This window comes from Bradyrhizobium sp. WSM2793 (assembly GCF_000379585.1).
Lineage (GTDB): Bacteria > Pseudomonadota > Alphaproteobacteria > Rhizobiales > Xanthobacteraceae > Bradyrhizobium.
The window spans coordinates 87,887-108,178 of record NZ_KB902773.1 but is presented as its reverse complement, the minus strand read 5'-3'; the positions used below and the strand labels follow the sequence as shown (position 1 = coordinate 108,178).

Below are 20,292 nucleotides of genomic sequence, written 5' to 3'. Positions count from 1 at the left end.
CTCTCTCCCCACGTCGTCCCGGCGAACGCCGGGACCCATAACCCCAGGGAGAGGTTTGGCGAAGACTCGGAGTTCGGAACGTGCGCCGTGTACACTCGATAGACCTCGCGGTATGGGTCCCGGCGTTCGCCGGGACGACACCGAACCAGGTGCGCGAGATGGGCCCGGAGGCACGATGCAGACCGAGCTGAACAAGGTAATCGCGGCGCTGCGGGACTTCTACGCCCACGAAGGCTTCCTGTTCGAGAAGGACATCGGCGAACGCGCGGTCACGCACCGCTTCGCCGTGCATCTGGAAAAGCAGTTCTCCGGCTGGTCGGTCGACTGCAACTATGACCGGCTCGGCGAGCGCACGTTGCATCTGCCGCACGGCACCATCATCTCGACCGACGACCATCTCGGCAAGTCGATCTACCCTGATGTCGTCGTGCATCAGCGCGAGATCCCGAACAATCTGCTCAGCGTGGAGATCCGCAAGGCGAGCAATCACACCCCGCTTGAGCACGACCAGCACAAGCTGAGGGCGCTGACCGACGTCCACGTCTGGTTTCCCTACTGGGTCGGCCTGCTGCTGGTGCTGGACAAGGACCAGGTGACGATGTCGGAGGTCTATGTCAGCGGCGCCGTCGAGGACCCGCTGTCGCGCTGGTTCGCGGCGCGGCTCGAGGAGATCGGCCTTGGAGCTCGCGCATAGAGACGTGCGGCGTGCGCGATCGCCGCGCACGCCGCGACGTGGTCAGTAGGCGTAGGGCTGCGAGTAGGCGTAGCGCGGGTTGATGCCGCAATAGGCCGATGTGCCGGAGGCCGTCGCCGCACATTGCTGGTAGCTGGCGAACTGGCAGTTGCCGGGATAACCCCAGTTGCGGCCTTGCAGGCAGTATCTGTCGCTTCCGGCCTGGGCCGGGGCCGCCGACAACGACGCGGCGATCAGCGTTGCGAACGATGCAAGCGTGAGGATGGTGCGACGCATTTCAATCTCCTTCATGGTAGGTGGAACGGCCGAGCCTTGTCGTTCCCGTGGCTTGTCTGACGCGGGGTCATGCTGTGTTGGTCTCTCCGGCGCCGGATGCGTTCGAAGCGAGGACCATCGTGACGCAGCCGGCGCCTTGCACTGTGATCTCGGCCACAGTTCGCACACGGGTTCCGACCTATCCTCAGCGAACTTGCACGCCTCGATCCGGTGGGACTAGGCTTGCCTCGTTCGGATCAAGGCATTTGGAGGTTCTCATGCAGAAATCATATTTGCTGGCTGCGGTGGCAGCACTGGCGCTCATGACGCAAACGCCGCCTGTCTTGACCCAAGCCCTGGCCCAAAGCGCGCCGGCCGCCGGCGGAACAGCTGCGCCTGCGGCGACAACCGCTGCGCCGGAAACGACGGCGGCGCCGGCCGCGACCACCGACAGCCCCAGCCAGCCGACCGACTCCAAGAAGAGTGCGTCGAAGAAGCCGGCGAAGAAGAAGATGACGCGGCAGCAGGAAATCGATCGCTCCGTCGACACCGGCACCGTGCCCGCGCGCTATCGCAGTTCGGTGCCCAAGCAGTACCAGCAATATATTCCGTTCGCTAAGCAGTGACGGATCGCATGGCGGCGCGGGATGCTCAGCTTCGCGCCGCCTGTGCGCTCGAAGCACCGGCGCTTCGACGAACGGCCTGCTACCAACCGCCTCTGCCCGGCGAACTCCGGCCCCACATCCTCGGTGGCGGTCTGCGAGCGCAGTGCTAGAGTAGGCCGAATCCCGGGGGGAGTGATGAGTGACGACGTGAAGGATGCTGGCCTTGTGGCCATGATCAGCAGCATCCTTGGAGGCAACAAGCGCGCAGACAGTGTTGCACCGCCGCCGCTCACCGAGGGCCCGCCGACCGTGCCGTCGAACGGAGCGGACGCCGTCGCGGCGCCCGTCCCTGAGGCGACGTCGACCGGGCAGGAGGATGCGGCCAACGCTGCGCCGGCCGCCGTGGAACCGGTCGAGCCGGCTGCGAAAATCGTCACGACGCGGGATGGCAAGCAGTTGTTGCCGGCAGAAGCGATCGCCGATCTCGTGCTTGGCGAGCTGCGCAAGCTGGAGAATTTCCCGGCGACCGGGGCCTCGGTCACGGTCTACGGTTACAGGCACTGGAACGCCATGATCACCTTCGCGCCGTTCTCGACCAATTTCCAGAACGCGACGCGGTTCCGCCAGGCCATGCCTGATCTCGTCTTCAAGCTCCGTCGTTTCGTCGAACTTGAGATATAGTCCAGGGCAATCGGCGGCGCGCGGCGCCGCCACTCCGGACAGTTCGACAGGATCTTTGAATTGAGCGTCGCCTTTACCAAGGAAGAAAGCGCCGAAACCGCGTCCGAGACGCTGTTGCCGGATCGCCCGATCTCGCCGCATCCCAACCTCGTGACGGAAGCAGGGCTGCAGGCGTTGCAGACGCAGCTTCAGCAAGCCCGCGAGGCCTATGAGGCCGCGCAGGCCATTGAGGACGTCAACGAAAAGCGCCGGCAGTCGGCGGTGCCGTTGCGCGACGCCCGCTATCTCACCGAACGGCTGCGCACGGCGCAGCTCGTTCCCGATCCGACCTCGACCGAAACAGTCGCCTTCGGCAGCACCGTGACCTTCAGCCGCAGCGACGGCCGCGTGCAAACCTACCGCATCGTCGGCGAGGACGAAGCCGACCCTAAGGCGGGGACGATCTCGTTCGTCGCGCCGGTCGCGCGGTCGCTGATGGGGAAGGCGGTGGGTGACGTCGTAGGGACGGGCGCGCAGGAGATCGAGATCCTGTCGATCGGGTAGGGCGAGCCCGTATTGGTCTGCCTCAAGCATGATCCGGAAAAGTGCGAAGCGGTTTTCCGGAAAGATCATGCGCAAACGTCAACCCAAAGCGCGACGATGATTCATCCAAATCGCATCGCTCTTTAGGCCTGCGGAAGCGGAACTCCGGTCAGCCTGCCCAATCTTTCGATGAGTGCGTCCTGAAAATCCGGATCGGTCGCCTCACCGGCCGGCTCCTCCCGCCGGAGATGATGCCAGTAGCGCCCGCTGACCAGAGCGGCGGGCTCCTCGCTCACCGCGAGCCAGGCTTGCGTCTGTTGTCCGGTGTGGAGATCGACCGCGGCGCCCGAGCCGCCCATCTTGGTGCGTACCCATCCGGGATCGACGGCGTTGCTCAGGACTTTGGGCCAGCGTCGTGCCAGACCGAACGCCAGCGCGACAACGTGCAGCTTGCTCTCGGCATAGGCCTTGGCCGAATCCCAGGCCCGCTGTGTCCAATCGAGGTCGTCGAGCGAGCCCTCTCCACCGCGGTGCAATCCGCTGCTGAGATACACCAATCGGTCGGGCCGCTCGATCAGGGCCGTCAGCATGTACGGCGCAAGCGTGTTGATCGCCAGGGTTTCGGCATGGCCTTCCGGCGTCGCGCCACGGCTAGGCCGTGTGTAGACGCCGGCGTTGTGGATGATCGCGTCCATGCGACCGATCGCGTTGACTTGGTCGGCGATGCTTCTTGCATCTGCGGCACTGCGGAGATCGCCGACCACGATCCCGGCGCAACGCGACGCGAACGCGCCGATATCGGCGGCGCGATCCGCCGACCGCGCGTGCAGCACCACGCGGTGACCTTGATCGACGAGCGATTGCGCCGCTGCCCGGCCGAGGCCGTCCGTGCTGCCGGTGATGAAGATGATCGCCATGCGCTGCTTCTCCGGATGTTTCAGGACGCACTCTACAGCGCCCGCCATCACTTCCGATATTGTTCGTCGCTCACTTTCTCCATCCAGTCGACGTTCTTGCCGCCGGAGGATTCCTGGATGGCAATATGGGTCATCGCCGTCGTCGGCGAGGCGCCATGCCAATGCTTCAGTCCCGGCGGAAACCAGACGACGTCGCCCGGCCGGATCTCCTCGATGGTTCCGCCTTCGCGCTGAACCCAACCCAGTCCCGCGGTGACGATGAGCGTCTGTCCGAGCGGATGCGTGTGCCAGGCGGTGCGGGCACCCGGCTCGAACGTGACCTGGCCCGCGCCCACCCGAGCCGGATCAGGGGCCTGGAATAGCGGGTCGATGCGTACCGTGCCGGTGAACCAGTCCTGCGGTCCCTTCTGGGACGGGCGCGATCCGTTTCGCTTGATGTCGATGTCCAAGTCCATGGTCATGTGCGTCTCCTGTGCGTCCGACGCGCGCGCCTGCGCGCGGCGAATTCCGATGATAACGGCGGTGCTGCCGCCAATGAGCACGTCCCTGCGCCTGATCACGGCACGTCTCCGCTCAGCGCGGCCGCTTTTCGACGACGTCCTTGATCACCGGCGCCGCGGAGAATGCGTTGGGCCAGCCGGCATAGAAGGCGAGATGGCCGAGCACCTCGCCGGCTTCCTCCCGCGTCAACCCGTTATCCATCGCGCGGTTCAAATGATAGGTGACCTGCGCGACCTGACCGGTCGCGATGAGCGCGCTCACCGTGACCAGGCTGCGGTCGCGTGGCGCCAGCGCCGGCCTCAGCCAGAGATCGCGGAACAGCACGTCGGTCGTGTACCGGACGAGGCTTGGCGTGATCTGCCCGAACTGCTCGCCGACGCGGGTCGCCCGCTGCTTCTCCGCGGCTTCGTCGAGCGGCAGTTGCGGCCCAGAGGCCGGCGGCAGCTGATCAGCCCCGATGTTGCGGCTCTTGAAGACGTCGCGCGCCGCCGGGATCGCATCCACCGCGTTCGCCCAGCCGGTGTAGAAGGCGAGGTGCGTGATGATCTCCGATATCTCCGCCGGCTTCACCCCGTTGTCGAGCGCGCGTGCGAAATAGTCGGGCAGCTCCACGGTCTGGTTGCGCGCGATCAGCGCCGCGACCGTGACGATGCTGCGGTCTCGCGGCGAAAGACCGGGACGCTTCCAGAGATCGCCGATGACGAACTTTTGCGCGTAGGCTTCGAGCGCCGGCGCAACGGCGCGGATGACTTCCGATGTCGACATGGGATTTGCTCCTTTGACGGCTGCCGTGTCCGCGGCGACCGGGCCGCCGGCGATGAGCCAGAATGACAACAAGGTGGTTGCGAGCGTTCTCATTGCGGATGTCCTTCGACGGTGAACGGGTGCGCCAGCAGCCACCAGGCGACCAGCGCGGCGCAGAGCACGGCGACGGCGCTGGCGAAAAACAAAACGTTCAGCCTTGCTCCGGTGGCGATCAATCCAAGCGTCGGGCTCGCGATCCCCTGGGCCATGTCGAGAAAGGCGGTGTAGGCGCCCATGGCCAGGCCGCGGTTCTGCACGGGGACGCGGCGCACGGCCTCGACGCCGAAGCCGGGATAGATCAGCGAAAAGCCGAATCCGGTGAGCGCGGCACCGGCCAGCGCCATCTCGGGTCGTGCCGCAAGCCAGATCAGGGCCTGCCCGGCGGCTTCGACCAGGGCACAGAGAAGCGCAACCCTGGCGCCGCCGATCGCATCGGCCAGATGACTGAACAAGACGCGCGCCAGGATGAAGGCGAGGGCATAGGCCGTGTAAGCAAGCCATCCATTGGCCCATCCGCGGCTGGCAAACAGCAAGGCGACGAACGTCGTCACCGCGCCGAAGCCGACGCTGCCGAGGGCCGATCCGAGGCCCGGCACCCATACCGCGCCGAGCACTTTGGCGAACGACAGGCGCACTTGCTGCACCGGCGCCACCGCGGGAAGCTGCATCACGAACAGCAGAGCCAGCAGCGGCGCTGCCGTCGTCGCGAGCGCGATCGCGGCAAAGCCGTAGGTGGCGTAAAGCGCTGAGCCTGCTGGGGCGCCGATAGCGAAGGCGGCGAACATCGCCGAACCGACCCAGGCGATGACCTTGCCGGTGTTGCCGCTCTCGACGAGGACCAGCCCCCAGCTGACCGCGGCCGTGATGATGAAGCTCTCGGCGGCGCCGAGCAGGCCGCGGCCCAGCAGCAGAATGGTCACCGAGGCCAGTGGAGCCTCGGTGAAGCCGAGCGAGAGCAGGTAGAACAGCCCGGACGCCGCGGCCGCGATGAGGCCGGCGATGACACCGCGCTTCGCCCCGCTCCTGTCCGAGACGTGGCCGGCCCATGGCCGCGAGACCAGGGATGCCGCGAACTGGCCGCCGGCGACCAGGCCGACCACGAACGTGCCGAACCCCAATCCGTCGTGCACATGAAGCGGAAGCACGGGCATCGCCATGCCGATGACGAGGAAGGCTGCGAAGACGACCGCCATGATCGGCAGCAAATTCGCCGTGACGCGAAGCGAGGCGACGGGCTGCATGGCTGTCACTGGCATGCTGATTCAGGGCTCCTGGTGGCTGCTCCGAACCTAGGACCTTCGCCGTGCCTTGATTAGGTGATAGATTTCGAATGAAGTTATTAGAGTGACTAATCAATGCATCGGGACGACGCGAGCGACCTTCTTGCCTTCCTGGCCGTGGCGCGGGAGCGCAACTTCACGCGCGCGGCGGCGAAGCTGGGCATGACACAGTCCGCGCTGAGCCAGATCATCCGGAATCTGGAGGAGCGGCTGGGTGTCAGGCTGCTCAATCGAACGACGCGGAGCGTCACGCCGACGCAGGCCGGCGAGCGGCTGTTCCAGAGCATCGGCCCCAAGTTCACCGAGATGGACAACGATCTCGCTGCCCTCGGCGAGTTTCGCGAAAAGCCTGCCGGAACCGTGCGGCTGACCGCGACGGAATATGCCGCCAGCGAAATCCTGCTGCCGGCGCTGGGAAAGCTCCTGCCGAAATACCCCGACATCCATGTCGAGATCATCATCGACTATGGGCTCACCAACATCGTCGCGCAGCAGGTCGATGCGGGCATCCGTCCCGGCGAGCTTGTCGCCAAGGACATGATCGCCGTGCGCGTCAGCCCCGATCTCCGGATGGCCGTCGTCGGCTCTCCGTCCTACTTTGCTGGCCGCAAGCGCCCGAAGACGCCGCAGGATCTGACCCAGCATAATTGCCTCAATCTGCGCCTGCCCACGCACGGCGGCAGCCTCTATGCCTGGGAATTCGAGAAGAACGGGCGGGAGCTCAATGTGCGGGTGGAGGGCCAGCTCGTGTTCAACAGCGCGGGGCTTCTCTTGAACGGAGCGTTGAAGGGCTTCGGCCTTGCCTACCTCACCGAGGGACATGTGCAGCCGTATTTGTCAGAGGGACGTCTTGTCCGCGTGCTCTCGGATTGGTGTCCGCCGTTCTCGGGATACCATCTCTACTATGCCAGCCGGCGCCAGCCTTCGCCGGCCTTCTCGCTGCTGGTAGAGGCGCTGCGATACCGCGGCAAGTAGAACGGCAAGTCGAATCGGCAAGTCGAACGGAATGACCCGCGTCCGGCACTTCAGGCGCGCAGAACATGGAGATTTGATCGATTGCATGGGGTGTGCAGGGTGAGACGAGGATTGCAGGAGCAATCCCATTCGCCTAAAGCATGAGCCATGCGTTTCCGTTGTCTTGTCTTGATATCGATGGTCTCCGCCGTGTCCGCGAAACAAAGCCCGATGGTTGGATGAGACGGTTTCTGTCGGGAGCGTTGCCGTTCTACGCGCTGGCTGTACTGGCCATGTGCATGTACCTCGTCCTGTACAGGACGAACCTTTTCGATCTGAACGCCATCGTCCATGGCGCGACAGGGTCGTCATGGTTTCTGGTCTTCATGTTCGTCTGCGTGCTGCTGGAAGCGGTCTTCCCGTATTTCGGCTATTTTCCCGGAACCGCCCTCATCCTGATGTCCGTGGCGCTCAATCCGAAGTCCGCGGATGGCTCCGTCTTTGTCGTGGCGTGGCTCGCCATCATCCTGGGCGCCGTCTTGAGTTACGGACAGGCTCGGTTCTTCAGGCCGTTCCTGCAGCGGGTGGCCTCGAAGGCGGCCCTGCGCCGATGTGAGTCCCTGTTCGACGCCTATGGCGCTTACGCCCGCATCGCCTTGTTCGTTCATCCCAACGCCTGCGCGATGTATTTCACGGCGCTCGGACTTCTCGGCCGCAGCCTGACGCGGGAGCTCGCCTATCTCTGTGTGGGTGCAGCGGCCGCCGTGGGCATTCTGTTCGTGATCGTGACCAGACTCGTGTCGTCGGTAGGCCCCACCGATGATGGGGAATTGCAGGTGCTGCTGGCGGCAGCGCTGGCCGCCATGGGGACGCTTGTTGGTCTCTACGCGGCCTGGCGGCCGGAGCGGGTCGCCTGAAGCTTGCTCCGTCTTGCACCTCCGCCGGCGGGCGCCGTGATCGCCTGCGAACGACAGGCTTCAGGGCGACGGCGCTGATCTAGCCACACGCTAATAATGCGCCTCTACCCGCCAGGCTTAGTGCAATACCCGAGCGGCTTCTGCTAGCCGGACTTTCTCTCTGAGGCCCTCGAGATCCTGTATTGCCTTAAGCAATCTCACCAAATCGGAAGCTATGTGTGCCAGAGTAGGCCTTTGCGGCTTTGGGGTTCGAGATTTCTGTTTCATCGCGAAACGGCTCCCTGCCAGGACCGGTAAAGATAGGCCGGGATTGGCAAGGACCGTGCCAGGGAAGCGCAACCGGCATTTCAGGCCAGAGAGCGCAGGAGGCAAGCGAAAGGGTTATCTGGCCGGTGCCGCTTTCCATCCATACGACTGGCGTGCGATCTGGCCAGTGATGTCGGTGTCCTTTTCGTCAGAGAGGCGCCAGGCCGCCACCCCGAAGCAGACGGTTAGAACCACGGCTGTTGTTAGAAGCAGCATCGATAGAAACTGGCTCACACCTACACCCCCGAATACGACGCATGAGCCAGCGACCATGGAACGTCGATTCGGAAAATGCAGATGCGTTGACCTAGTAGCAGGTATCCCCAAGCTACGCACAATGCGCAATTATCCTTGGTTGCAATTGTTATTCGTTCAAGCCGTTGAAATTGAATCAGGTTCTGATCGACCAGCGGAGTGCCGTTCCATGGTTTGGAAAACAGCCGCTCAAGAACGCACGCTCAAACCCGCCCGCGGCCTGGGGGCGAAAGTGCAGGCAGCATTTGGTGCTGGCGCGAACCGCGTTGAGATCGTTGCGGACTTCGCATCCCGCGTTGCCGAAAGAGCGGCCGAAACAAAAGATGAAGATCCGATCGTTGCTAGCGCTACGAGCACTACCCCGAAAATTAGGCTGCGCATTTAATCCTCCCTCACTCCATCTCAGCATCGGACGGCGATGTTTCAGCGCCGCTTCGTTTGGCCGCCAAAATGGTTTCGTGCACGCGACCGTGAAGTGTGGATTGCTGTTTTGCTCCGGCCCATGGGCTCTCTAGGCCGAAGCAGAGCCCAGCCGGCCTCAGCCGCCCAGACTGCTCCAAGAACGCGCGCGGCCAGGGCTGCTGTGGACCGATAGCGCTTACAAGTCCGATGACTATTGGGACGAGCCCCGATAGGACAGGTGAGCTGAATGAATGGTCGGAAATGCAGCGGCCCCGGCACCCGTTCGCTGAGGCCGCTTTTATTTGCTCGGTAAGCGGAACGACTTTCCCAATTCCGAGTCGAATCCAAGCTCCCGGCAAGTCCCCAAATCAAAAGCCCCCGTCGGGAGCAAACCTTCCCCAAGGTTGGCGACCTCGGCCCCAAACCGAGGTCGCTTGTCATAAATGTGGAAAAAGGCGTCGGCAAGGCGTGTGCGAGCAACGCAAATCGCGCGCTTCTTGCTTTGAATGCGCCGGTTGCAGTCGCGTGAGAGCGGAATTAAATCAAACCTGATTTCCGTGGCAAAGTGCCTTTAATTCAGTCATTTAAGCTGGAGTGTCGCGGCAGAGACTTTCGGCTGCCGTGCCATGATTGCCGCAGCAGGAAGCTTAAAGGTCATATCAACCGTTTCCAGTAAGCTTTGGGCTTGACCGACGCATAATGCGAGTTCCCATTTAAATCTCCAGTTCGAGATGAGTCGGGATTTGCCGTGGGTATTTACTTGCTCTCGCTCGCGGCGTGCGTTGTCGGGGTTCTTCTATTCATGGCATTCCATCGATAGGGCCGACAACGGACGCAACAGTTACATTGAATCCTCAACCCAAGCCGAAATTAATGATTTTGGCCGGTTGTTTTTGACTGTGCACAGTTGCTCGCGTTCAATTCCAAAGGTGGAGGCGAACGTGTTTTTGAACTGGGTCCTCGTTATTCTTATCGGCGTCAGCGTTGCGGTCCTGATAGCCCACGCGATTGACGCGATGCGCTCCTGACGTGCGCTTCTGGAGATGATCTCTGATGGACCTTGTCGGTACGGGCAGCGCACAGCCCAGCGCGATGAAGTTCTTCAAGATCGATGAACTCCACGGCTCGCTGTCTTAATGAAACCCTGGCCGCAAAGCCGGCATGGAGCCAAGCCATAGATTGCGTGTGCCCAGCTTTGCGCAAACTGTTTCCCCACCAGGCATTGAACTTGTACGCTGACGGCGGCAACGGTCTGCCGAGAATTGCTTCAATTTCCGAGAACGTGAGCCGAATCGTTTGCGCTCCTGTGCGCTGTAGCTCTTCCCGTAGTGGATCGTAAACGGACATAACATTTGGCTCGTCGCGTTGGCCCGTAGGCGTCCCTGCCATGCTCCGGGTATCTGGTGCAGCTGATTGATCGCTCCGCTTCGCCCAGCATGAGTTGGCTCGCATCACCAGATTCAATTGCTCCTGGATCAGCGACGATGGCGCAGCGAGTATCGATTAGTGCACTTTTTGCTCAAGGTCTCTCAGTAGCGAGTGCAGAAAGTCGCTGGCATGGTCATATTGAGCGTTGCCGTTCGTGATTTGACGGACGCGCGGGCTCACCAAGCGACCAACGGTTTCAGAGCGGAGCAGCTCAGCTCTGTCCGAACACTGCAGCAGTAAAGCATCGGGTAAATCTTCCGCAGATCCGAACAGCTTCAAGAGACAATGTTCGCCCTCGGTCTTACGGTCGTGATGCGCCCTCGCAGCATATAAAGCAAACAGCCCACGGAAAGCATCGCGGGAAACGGCAGGTTTTCCCATCGGAACGCCCTTAAAATTAAATCCATAATAAAGGCAAGTCTGAAGCATTGGTGCGGAAAAAGCTAGCGCAAAATTAAATCAACCCGTATCTCGCATTGGGAGATCAGAGGCGGTCCGAAATCAGCCGCCGCAATAGCCGCACCTGGATCCGGCGATCTGCCACCATGTGGACCAAAGCAGCGCGACTTGTGGAGCTGGCTGCTTCGGTAGATCGAGGAGGCGAATTGACGCGTGGTCGATTGAAAATCAACTAACGATACGTCTGGTCGCAGGCACCTGATGGTGGAATAATTCCGACGCTTTCTTGATTGGATTTTGACGTCGGCCGCGAACCGGCTGGCGACCTGGATTTTCATCATGGCCGCGCTTCCTCAGGGCGTTGTGGCGGAATTGCAGCAGGAGAACGCGCGGCTCCTGGCCGAATTGCGCGCCGCACAAGATCGCGAGACCGCCACCGCGGACATCCTCAAAATCATTGCCAGTTCGCCATCGGAGGTAAAGCCGGTATTCGATGCGATCGCGAGGCGCGCCAATGCCTTGCTCGGCGGCTTTTCGACGACCGTATTCCGCTTCATCGACGGCACTGCCCATTTGGCGGCCTTCACGCCGACCAATTCTGCCGCCGATCATGCTTTGCAGCAGATGTTTCCGCGGCCGATTGCCGATTTCGAGAGTTTTGAAAGGACGCGGGCCGGTAAGGTGGTGCCGACCCCCGATACCGAAGCGCTGACAAACGACATCAAATTCATCGCGCGCGCCCGCGGCTTTCGCAGCATGTTGTTCGTTCCGCTCGCGACCGGAGGCGTGGTGATCGGCATGATCAGCGTAACGCGGGTCGAGCCCGGTAACTTCGCTCCGCATCATGTGCAACTTCTGCAGACTTTCGCCGATCAGGCCGTTATCGCCATCGAGAATGCGCGGCTGTTCGATGAGGTGCAGGCGCGCACTGACGACTTGCGGGAATCGCTGCAGCAGCAGACGGCGACCGCCGATGTGTTGAAGGTCATCAGCCGCTCCGCGTTTGATTTGCAAACCGTCCTCGACACGCTCACGGAATCGGCGGCGTGGCTGAGTGGTGCCGACATGGCGGCAATCGTCCGGCAGGACGCCGACGGCTACTATCATGCAACTCGGTACAATTTCTCGCCCGAGTGGGCCGAAGTCTCGGCGGGCATTCGACTCAATGCTGGACGCGGCAGCGTCGTTGGGCGCGTCCTGCTGTCCGGCAAGGCTGTCCAGATCCAGGATGTCGTGGCCGATCCCGAATACGCTTATCCCGAGCAGCAGAGGGCCGGCGGTTACCGGACCCTCCTGGGCGTACCTTTGCTTCGATCCGGAGAAACGATCGGCGTGCTGTTCCTGGGTCGCAAGGCCGTGAACTCGTTCACGGACAAGCAGATCGACCTGGTCTCCACTTTCGCCGATCAGGCCGTGATCGCGATTGAGAATGTCCGGCTGTTCGATGAGGTCCAAGCGAAGACCCGCGATCTCGCCGAATCGCTCCAGCAGCAGACCGCGACTGCAGACGTGCTGAAGGTGATCAGCCGCTCGACCTTCGATCTGCAGACCGTGCTCAACACGCTGGTCGATTCGGCGGCACGGCTGTGCGAAGCGGAGATGGCGTTCATCATGCGTCGCGAGGGCGATGAATACCAGGCCGGAGCAGCGGTGGGGTTTTCCGAGGAATACATCGCGTTCCTGCAGGGTCACCCGATTACGCCCGGCCGGAGCACGGTTACAGGCCGGGCCGTACTCGAGCGCCGCCCGGTGCAGATCCTCGATGTCGCTGCCGACCCCGAATACGGGCTGCGCGAGTCGACGACCATGGCTGGTCAGCGCACGGCGCTCGGTGTTCCCCTCATGCGCGAAAATGAGCCGATCGGCGCGATCGTGATCGCTCGCAAGCGCGTGCAGCCCTTCACGGAAAAACAAATCGAGCTGGTCGCCACCTTCGCCGACCAGGCCGTGATCGCCATCGAGAATGCGCGGTTGCTCAAGGAGTTGCGCCAACGCAGTGAGGATCTCAGCGAGTCGCTGCGTCAGCAGACCGCAACGGCCGACGTGCTCAAGGTAATCAGCCGTTCGGCGTTCGACTTGCCCAATGTTCTCGAAACGCTTGTCAGCTCGGCCGCACGGCTCTGCGGCGACCCCAGAGCAGCGATCTATCTCATTCGCGATGGGCTGCTGCACCTGGAGGCCGCCCATAACAACCCACCGGAATGGGTCGCGCTACGCAAGAGTCAACCGCTTGCGCCGAGCCGCGACACGCCGAGCGGCCGGGCTGCGCTCACCGGCCGGGTCGACCATGTCGCCGATCTCATGAAAGACCCCGACTTCTCGCGGCATGACCTCGCGAGAATCGGCGGCTATCGCGCGACCCTCAACATACCTCTGGTACGCGAGGGCGCCGCGATCGGGGTGCTCAGTTTGGCGCGACCGGAGCCGGGCCCGTTTACCCCGCGACAGATTGAGATCGTGCAGACCTTTGCCGACCAGGCCGTAATCGCCATCGAGAATGTACGGCTGTTCGAACAATTGCAGACCAGAACGCGGGATCTGTCTGAGGCGCTGACGTACCAGACCGGCAGCGCCAATATCTTGCGGGTTATCGCTTCCTCGCCGACCGAGGTCGGTCCGGTGCTCAAGGCGATCGTGGAAAGCGCATGCGGACTTTGCGAGGCATATGATGCGCTGGTCGTTCTGAGGGATGGCGACGACATCGTCATCCAGGCCCATCATGGACAAGTTCCCGTGGTGTGGAGCCGGCGGGCGATCAGTGTCAAATCGCCCACCGGCCGGGCGATTATCGATCGTCGCACCGTTCAAGTGCGCGACTTGCTTGGGCCCGATGGAGAGGATTACCCGATAGGACGCGAATATGCGGTTCGCTCCAACGTTCGGACTGTTTTGAGTGTGCCGCTGTTGCGCGAAGGCGAGAGCATGGGGGCGATCGTACTGCGTCGTATGGAGGTGCGCCCATTCGACGACAAGCAGATCACTCTGCTTCAGACTTTCGCAGATCAAGCTGTCATCGCCATCGGCAACGTGCGTCTGTTCGAGCAGTTGAACGAATCGTTGGAGCGGCAGACGGCAACGTCGGAGGTGCTGGAGATCATAAGCGCTTCATCGGGCGCATTGACTCCGGTGTTCGACAAGATGCTGGAGAACGCGACGCGAATTTGCGGCGCCGGCTTCGGCACCATGAATCTCTATGAGGACGGCGGCTTTCGCACGGTCGCATTGCATAACGCGCCACAGGCTTATGTTGATACCCGGCTGTACCAGAGCATCCGCCCACATCCGGCGAGCGGGCTCGGCACCGTCGAGAAAACCCATCAGACGGTTCATATCGACGATATCAGGACTCAGCCGCCCTATGTCGAAGGCAACCCGAACGTTCGCGCGCTTGCCGACCTTGCCGGCGCAAGGACGCTCGTCATCGTGCCGATGCTCAGGGAAGATGAGCTGATCGGGACCATCACGATCTTCCGCCAGGAAGTGAAACCCTTCACAGACAAGCAGATCGAGCTCGTGTCCAATTTCGCGCACCAGGGCGTGATCGCGATCGAGAATGCACGCCTGCTGAACGAGCTGCGCGAGCGCACCATGGAACTGTCGCAATCGCTCGAGGAATTGCGAAATGCGCAGGATCGGTTGATCCAGACCGAGAAGCTTGCCTCGCTCGGGCAACTCACCGCCGGCATTGCGCATGAGATCAAGAACCCGCTCAATTTCGTCAACAATTTCGCTGCGCTTTCCTCCGAACTCATCGACGAACTCGGCGACGCGCTGCGCTCGGCCGGGCTCGGCGAGGCAGCAAGGCTGGACATCGACGCGCTGATACACATGCTGCAAGGCAACCTGGAAAAGATCGTGCAGCACGGAACGCGCGCCGATTCCATTGTCAAGAATATGCTTCTGCACTCTCGCGACGGGTCTGGCGAACGCCGCGCGGCCGATATCAACGCCATCCTCGAGGAAAGCCTCAACCTTGCTTATCACGGAGCGCGCGCTGAGAAAGCAGGCTTCAATATCACGCTTGAAAGGAACCTCGATCCGTCTGCGGGCGCGCTCGATCTGTATCCGCAGGAAATCACGCGGGTGTTCCTCAATCTCGTTTCAAACGGCTTCTACGCGGCGAGCAAACAAAAGGACGCCGCCGGCGACGGCTTCGAGCCAAGGCTGCGCGCGACGACCACAAACCTCGGCGCCGCCGTCGAGATCCGGATTCGCGACAATGGCGCCGGCATCCCGGCCGACGTGAGAGAGAAGATATTCAACCCATTCTTCACAACCAAGCCCGCAGGCGAAGGAACTGGCCTTGGCCTTTCAATTTGCCACGACATCATCGTGAAACAGCACGGCGGCAGCATCGAGGTCGATACCGAGCCCGGCGATTATACGGAGTTCATCATCAGGCTGCCGCGTAGGCTGGCGGCGCCATTGCAGACCGGAGGCAGAAGTTGAGCGTCTTCATAATGGTGGTTGACGACGAGCCCGATGTCGAGGTGCTGTTCCGCCAGCAGTTTCGGCGCGATCTGCGCTGCGGTCGTTTTCGCATGGAATTTGTACCGTCGGCACCGCTGGCGTTGGAGCGCGCGGCCGAGACAGAGGATGCAACCCTGATTCTGATCCTGTCCGACATCAACATGCCCGGAATGAGCGGGCTGGAGCTGCTGCCTATCGTGCGCTCGGCCCGCCCCGATGTACCGGTCATCATGATCACGGCCTATGGTGACGCCGAGACCAGGCGCAAGGCGCTGGCGAACGGCGCAGCCGACCTGTTGACCAAGCCAATCGACTTCGCGGCGCTTCGCCAGGAGATCGATGCGAGGCTTGAGCAGGTCGCATGACCGCAAGCATTGTTGATGACAACCGGAACGAGGCGAAGTGAAATTATCGTAGGCATCAATTCAAGCGAAACTAGGCATCCTGCGTCACTGCTCACTGCAAACACCGGAGGTCGAAAATGAAGACGCTCTTGGTCCCGCTTCAGAATATTCCGATGATGACATCCACGCTCGATGTCGCCGTACGCCTTGCGCAACGTACCGGCGCCTATATCGAAGGCTTTCCGCTCCGGTTCGGCATCCCGCAATATCTAGCCGCGGAATTGGCCACCGGCATTCTGTTAGATACGTATGAAGTGAAGAGCGAAGCCGAATTGAACGACATGCGCGACTTTTTCGACGCATTCATGCTGAAGCACGATGTTCCTCGATCCCCTGCCGGATCGGGTCGACCATGTTTCGGCTGGCTGGAGAGCGCGCCTGAGGGCGAAGACTTTGTCGGAAGTTACGGGCGCGCCTTCGATCTGATCGTGATGGCACGGTCTGACATTGATGCTGCGGGCCCTCACCGCCGCGCGATTGAGTCCGCGCTGTTCGAGAGCGGCAGGCCCGTTCTACTTGTGCCATCGAATGCACCGAGAAGCGTCGCAACAAACATCATGATCCACTGGAACGGGAGTACCGAGCAAGCTCGGGCCAACGCATTTGCCATGCCGTTGCTTCGTCTGGCCGAAAGGGTATCAGTCCTAACCGTCGTTGGCGGCCAAGCGGTACCAGGACCGTCTGCCGATCAGATCCTCCAGCAACTGCGGTACAATGACATTGCAGCGCAGGCGAGAACGGTTGAACTGGAGAATCGTGATACCGGACAGGCAGTGCTCGATGCCTGCAGAGCTGAAGGCTGCGACCTCTTGATCAAGGGAGCCTTCACACGCACCCGCTTGCGGCAAATGATATTCGGCGGGGCGACCAGCTATATCATGGAGCATGCGCAGCTGCCTGTCCTGATGGCTCATTAGAACGCGCGCCCCTCTTCAGATCATGCCGTCCTGCTCCTGTCTTGCCTGACGAGCCAAACCAGGGTTCGGTAAAGGCGCAACCCATTGATCCGGCTGGGGCCGGCTACTGTGCATGGGGTTGTTTTCGACATTTTTGATACCGACGGTCCCGACAGCCATGAGGCTTGGGCGATCGTCCGCATCCGGCTGGGTTCAGGAAACGAATGGTGGGCGCACAAGGGATCGAACCTTGGACCTCTCCCGTGTGAACCACAATCTGTAGACCGCGCCCAACCAAATTTCGCCATAGTAAAATTAGAGAAAGTGCTGCTGTATAAGGACAATTGTCCATATGCGACCATAGTGGGCCATAGTTGGATATCCCATATCTTGTATGCCCCAGCTGTGCCCTTCGTGGACTTTCCCTGTGGGCACAACAAAGTCGGGACATGGAGCGAACGGGTTGTGGGCGCCGTGTAGCGGGGGAAGGAGGGAGGCAGGGACGATGGAAGCGAGCGACAAAGGCCTCAGCGCTGGAGTGACGACGAACTACTTAAGGCTCACTGACGCGGCTATCCGCGCGGCCACGCTGCCATCGGGTAAGTCCCAGCACTATTTACACGACACCGAGCAGCCTGGGCTTGCGATCAGGATGCGCGCGACTGGCGGCCGGACTTGGGTCTACCTGTTTACCAAGCCTGGGGCGAGGGGCACGCAACGCAAGACGTTGGGTGCATGGCCCAAGTTCAACGAGAAGGCCGCGCGCCAGGCCGCTACCATCGCCGCCGGCGAAGTGGCCAAGGGGAGCGATCCGAACGACGCCAAGCGCGAGGCCAAACGGCAACAGCTGGCCGAGCGGGAGTGCATCACGCTGGCGAACCTGATCGTAGAGGACGGCCCCTACGAAACGTCGCTGACTGGACGCCAAGTCGTCAACTGGAAGCCAGCGATGTCGGCGCTCAGGCGCGGTCTCAAGGCTCATGTCGATCTCGCCATCGGCGACCTGACGCGGCGGCAAATCATGGCGGCGGTCGACAAGATCGCCAAGACCGGCAAGCGCGGTGCAGCCAAGGACTTGCGCAAGCACGTGCACACCTTCCTCGAATGGTGTGTCGGTGAAGGTTACGTCGAGCACAACGTGCTCGCCGGCTATCGCGCGCCCAAAGAAACCCGGGCGCAGCGGCTCGGGCGTCGCACAAAGGGGCGGGCGCTGACCGACGAGGAGATCATCAAGGTCTGGCAAGCGGCCGGCAAGCTTGGAGCGTTTGGGCTATTGACGCGCATGTGCCTGCTCAGCGGCCCGCGCCGAAGCGAGCCAACCATGATCCAGTGGCAAAAGCACATCATGGATGACCGCGTTACCTTTGATGAGGCATGGACCAAGATGGGCTTGCACCACGACGTGCCGCGGACCCACCTCGTTGACGAAGTGCTCGCAGCGGCGAAATATTTCCAGCGGGCAACGTCCGACTATGTCTTCCCGTCACCGAAGACAGGCGGCCAGATGTCGGGCTTCACCAAGATGGTCAGCCGTCTGGTCAAAGAAGCAGGTGTCGCCAAATTCACCATGCATGATTTGAGGCGCAGCTTGCGCACCATCATGTCACGGTGCGGCTACGACAACGAAATCCAGCGGCTGTGTGTCGGGCAAAAGCCGCGTGGAATCGATCAGGTCTATAACCACGACGAACAGTGGATCATCCGCAAGATGGCCTTTGAAGCTGCACATGACTATATCGCGCAGTTGGTCGGCGCTAAACGGGTCGGCAAGGTCGTGCGCTTGCAGCGGACGAATCCGCTAGATGGTATTAAGGCAGAACTGCTCGGTCGTCTCCGCGAGCATTATGCGGCTGAGGGCTAGTAGTTTTGTCGCACCCAGCCAGATAGTCGCGCACCGCATCAACACGATAGAGCGGGCGCCCATCGACGTAGCGCCATCTCAACGAGTGGTTCGGGTTGCGTCGCCATTGCTCGAGCGCTCCAGGCGTACGCCGGATAATCGCGGCGACCTCCAATGCCGTCAAATTGGAGCTGCCCGGCAGCGTATCGAAATCGAACGGTGCGGGCGGCGGCATGCCACGGTTCTTGCGACGGCGTTTCACATCACGCGACATTTTCCTATTACCTGGCAACCTAATTACATCGATCCGAGTCATTTCGTCCTTGCCGCCCACGTCTTCGCCTGAACCATGATAGCTCCGAGGCAATAAGATAGTGGGCTTCCTTGAGAAAGGAATCTGGAGCGCAGGTATGGCTGCTGGGTAGCCATGGGGGACGCACGAGGTCGTGATCCTTGACGACGCGTCCAGGCCACATCTTTTCTCGGAAGATCCGTATCTGGATCTTCGCCAACCGCGATCAATCCTTTGCCGTCGCTGGTTCGGCAGGGGACGCAATCGACGGATTGCACTACTTGGAAAAAACGCTGGCGTCGGGCGTCTTTACATCTGAGCGCGCAAGGCTCATCGAGTTCTCGCGACGCAAGCGGCAATTTCACTGGAAAACACCCGTCTCTACGGCGCTCTCAGAGATCGAGAAGATCGGGTACTGCGGCGAACAAATCGGACAACCGTTAGGCATTACGCATGTGCGCGCGATGGCACCGTGCTGTAGTCGCCCATCCATAAGCTTGGGATCGAGTCGCTTCCCACTATCGCTCTAGTCCGCCACCGCCGGCGGCACCGGGAGCGCCGTGATCGACTTGATCTTCTCCATCGCAAAACGCGAGGTGACGTTCTTGAGAGGGACGGCGTGGATCAGCTTCTTGTAGAACACGTCATAGCTCGGCATGTCCGGAATGACGACGCGCAGCATGTAGTCGACGTCACCCGCCATCCGGTAAAATTCCATCACCTCTGGCATGGCGCTGACCGCCGCGGCGAAGCGCTTTAGCCAGGCATCGGAGTGATCGGAGCTTTCCACCGAGACGAACACCGAAAGGCCAAGCCCGATCCTGTTCTGGTCGACCAGCGCAACGCGTTTCAGGATCACGCCGTCGGCCTCCAGCCGCTGGATGCGCTTCCAGCAGGGCGTGGAGGACAGGCCGACCCGGTCGCCAATTTCGGCTACCGAGAGTGAGGCGTCCTCCTGAAGCACCGTCAGGATCTTGCGGTCGATGGCATCAAGGCGGCGGCCAGTCTCGGCGAGCTGCAACGCAGCGTCGGTCATTGTCTGATTACCTTTGTGTCAGTGGAAGCTCGGGGCCGGCGCTCGCGCAAAGTTCTCAGCCGTGAGGCCCGAACAGGAAGATCTCGTAAAGGTCGTCCTGATGGCCGCGCTGGTCATCGTTCGGGCCACCCGCCTGCGGCTGCAGCAGGCGCTGGAACCATCCGCGTGCCTGTTCGAGCCAGCTGGCGATGCTTAGGTGCAGCGAGACGATGTAGCTCATGTTCACTCCGGACAACATTGTAGGGCGAGAACCCGGCAATGCTATCACGGGCGACAAGACGTTGAACATCGCCTGGCTTTGGCGACGATCAGTTTGGTTGGATCGCACTGAAGCTGTCACCTGTCCAAGCAGAAAATTCCATAGCGGCGTTTCGCAAGGAACGATTTTCATGCGGTACATCGGGCGCGGGAGCGTTGGATCAGTCGTTTGTGAG

General features: G+C 61.5%; 19 protein-coding genes. 11 read left to right on the top strand and 8 right to left on the bottom strand.

All coding sequences use genetic code 11. The features are described from left to right. Window positions 1-175: 175 nt before the first annotated feature. Window positions 176-694 carry a hypothetical protein gene (locus A3AS_RS0108690; protein ID WP_018317210.1) on the top strand — a complete coding sequence of 173 codons (519 nt, stop codon included), beginning with the start codon at window positions 176-178 and terminating at the stop codon, window positions 692-694. A gap of 42 nt (window positions 695-736) precedes the next feature. On the opposite strand, the gene A3AS_RS0108685 is transcribed toward A3AS_RS0108690, so the two are convergent. Further along, window positions 737-970, bottom strand: coding sequence for a DUF3551 domain-containing protein (locus A3AS_RS0108685; RefSeq protein WP_018317209.1), 234 nt, complete (start codon window positions 968-970; stop codon window positions 737-739). 257 nt (window positions 971-1,227) lie between these two features. Here A3AS_RS0108685 and A3AS_RS0108680 point away from each other — a divergent pair, with 257 nt between their 5' ends. The 3 genes from A3AS_RS0108680 (at window position 1,228) to greA (ending at window position 2,778) form a co-directional block, all read left to right on the top strand. Next, a complete protein-coding gene (locus A3AS_RS0108680; RefSeq protein ID WP_018317208.1) occupies window positions 1,228-1,575 on the top strand; it encodes a hypothetical protein in 348 nt (115 codons plus the stop codon). A 174-nt stretch (window positions 1,576-1,749) separates the two neighbouring features. Beyond that, window positions 1,750-2,235, top strand: a complete 486-nt coding sequence (locus A3AS_RS0108675; RefSeq protein WP_018317207.1) for a hypothetical protein — start codon at window positions 1,750-1,752, stop codon at window positions 2,233-2,235. Window positions 2,236-2,295: 60 nt separating this feature from the next. Next, window positions 2,296-2,778, top strand: coding sequence for a transcription elongation factor GreA (greA, locus tag A3AS_RS0108670; protein ID WP_018317206.1), 483 nt, complete (start codon window positions 2,296-2,298; stop codon window positions 2,776-2,778). A gap of 122 nt (window positions 2,779-2,900) precedes the next feature. On the opposite strand, the gene A3AS_RS0108665 is transcribed toward greA, so the two are convergent. The 4 genes from A3AS_RS0108665 to A3AS_RS0108650 all read right to left on the bottom strand — a co-directional run bounded on the left by A3AS_RS0108665 (window position 2,901) and on the right by A3AS_RS0108650 (window position 6,235). Continuing rightward, window positions 2,901-3,674, bottom strand: coding sequence for an SDR family NAD(P)-dependent oxidoreductase (locus tag A3AS_RS0108665; RefSeq protein WP_018317205.1), 774 nt, complete (start codon window positions 3,672-3,674; stop codon window positions 2,901-2,903). A gap of 47 nt (window positions 3,675-3,721) precedes the next feature. Continuing rightward, window positions 3,722-4,117 carry a cupin domain-containing protein gene (locus A3AS_RS0108660; RefSeq protein WP_198293688.1) on the bottom strand — a complete coding sequence of 132 codons (396 nt, stop codon included), beginning with the start codon at window positions 4,115-4,117 and terminating at the stop codon, window positions 3,722-3,724. A gap of 130 nt (window positions 4,118-4,247) precedes the next feature. After that, window positions 4,248-5,033 carry a carboxymuconolactone decarboxylase family protein gene (locus A3AS_RS0108655; protein ID WP_018317203.1) on the bottom strand — a complete coding sequence of 262 codons (786 nt, stop codon included), beginning with the start codon at window positions 5,031-5,033 and terminating at the stop codon, window positions 4,248-4,250. Then, window positions 5,030-6,235, bottom strand: coding sequence for an arabinose transporter (locus A3AS_RS0108650; RefSeq protein ID WP_026201811.1), 1,206 nt, complete (start codon window positions 6,233-6,235; stop codon window positions 5,030-5,032). The genes A3AS_RS0108655 and A3AS_RS0108650 overlap by 4 nt, the downstream gene beginning before the upstream one ends. A 99-nt stretch (window positions 6,236-6,334) precedes the next feature. Here A3AS_RS0108650 and A3AS_RS0108645 point away from each other — a divergent pair, with 99 nt between their 5' ends. The 3 genes from A3AS_RS0108645 to A3AS_RS47090 all read left to right on the top strand — a co-directional run bounded on the left by A3AS_RS0108645 (window position 6,335) and on the right by A3AS_RS47090 (window position 9,076). Further along, on the top strand, window positions 6,335-7,234 hold the full coding sequence (locus A3AS_RS0108645) for a LysR family transcriptional regulator (protein WP_018317201.1): 900 nt from the start codon (window positions 6,335-6,337) through the stop codon (window positions 7,232-7,234). A gap of 218 nt (window positions 7,235-7,452) precedes the next feature. Continuing rightward, window positions 7,453-8,130 (top strand): membrane protein, encoded by a 678-nt coding sequence (locus A3AS_RS0108640; protein WP_026201810.1) that lies wholly within the window; start codon window positions 7,453-7,455, stop codon window positions 8,128-8,130. A 577-nt stretch (window positions 8,131-8,707) separates the two neighbouring features. Further along, the gene (locus A3AS_RS47090) at window positions 8,708-9,076 is read left to right on the top strand and encodes a hypothetical protein (protein ID WP_157644238.1); all 369 of its coding nucleotides are present in this window, start codon (window positions 8,708-8,710) and stop codon (window positions 9,074-9,076) included. Between the two features lie 1,520 nt (window positions 9,077-10,596). Here A3AS_RS47090 and A3AS_RS0108620 read toward each other — a convergent pair. Then, a complete protein-coding gene (locus A3AS_RS0108620) occupies window positions 10,597-10,902 on the bottom strand; it encodes a hypothetical protein (RefSeq protein ID WP_026201808.1) in 306 nt (101 codons plus the stop codon). 357 nt (window positions 10,903-11,259) lie between these two features. Between A3AS_RS0108620 and A3AS_RS0108615 the strand changes: the two genes are divergently transcribed. The 4 genes from A3AS_RS0108615 to A3AS_RS0108600 all read left to right on the top strand — a co-directional run bounded on the left by A3AS_RS0108615 (window position 11,260) and on the right by A3AS_RS0108600 (window position 18,551). Then, a complete protein-coding gene (locus A3AS_RS0108615; RefSeq protein WP_157644237.1) occupies window positions 11,260-15,369 on the top strand; it encodes a GAF domain-containing protein in 4,110 nt (1,369 codons plus the stop codon). Further along, a complete protein-coding gene (locus A3AS_RS0108610) occupies window positions 15,366-15,755 on the top strand; it encodes a response regulator (protein WP_018317195.1) in 390 nt (129 codons plus the stop codon). Before A3AS_RS0108615 ends, A3AS_RS0108610 begins: the two co-directional genes overlap by 4 nt. 116 nt (window positions 15,756-15,871) lie before the next feature. Further along, window positions 15,872-16,711, top strand: coding sequence for a universal stress protein (locus tag A3AS_RS0108605; protein ID WP_018317194.1), 840 nt, complete (start codon window positions 15,872-15,874; stop codon window positions 16,709-16,711). A gap of 484 nt (window positions 16,712-17,195) precedes the next feature. Then, window positions 17,196-18,551, top strand: a complete 1,356-nt coding sequence (locus A3AS_RS0108600) for an integrase arm-type DNA-binding domain-containing protein (RefSeq protein WP_020508644.1) — start codon at window positions 17,196-17,198, stop codon at window positions 18,549-18,551. Window positions 18,552-19,348: 797 nt separating this feature from the next. Here the strand turns inward: A3AS_RS0108600 and A3AS_RS0108595 are convergent. Continuing rightward, a complete protein-coding gene (locus A3AS_RS0108595; protein ID WP_018317191.1) occupies window positions 19,349-19,858 on the bottom strand; it encodes an Lrp/AsnC family transcriptional regulator in 510 nt (169 codons plus the stop codon). A 55-nt stretch (window positions 19,859-19,913) separates the two neighbouring features. After that, on the bottom strand, window positions 19,914-20,078 hold the full coding sequence (locus A3AS_RS0108590; RefSeq protein WP_157644236.1) for a hypothetical protein: 165 nt from the start codon (window positions 20,076-20,078) through the stop codon (window positions 19,914-19,916). Window positions 20,079-20,292: the final 214 nt, after the last annotated feature.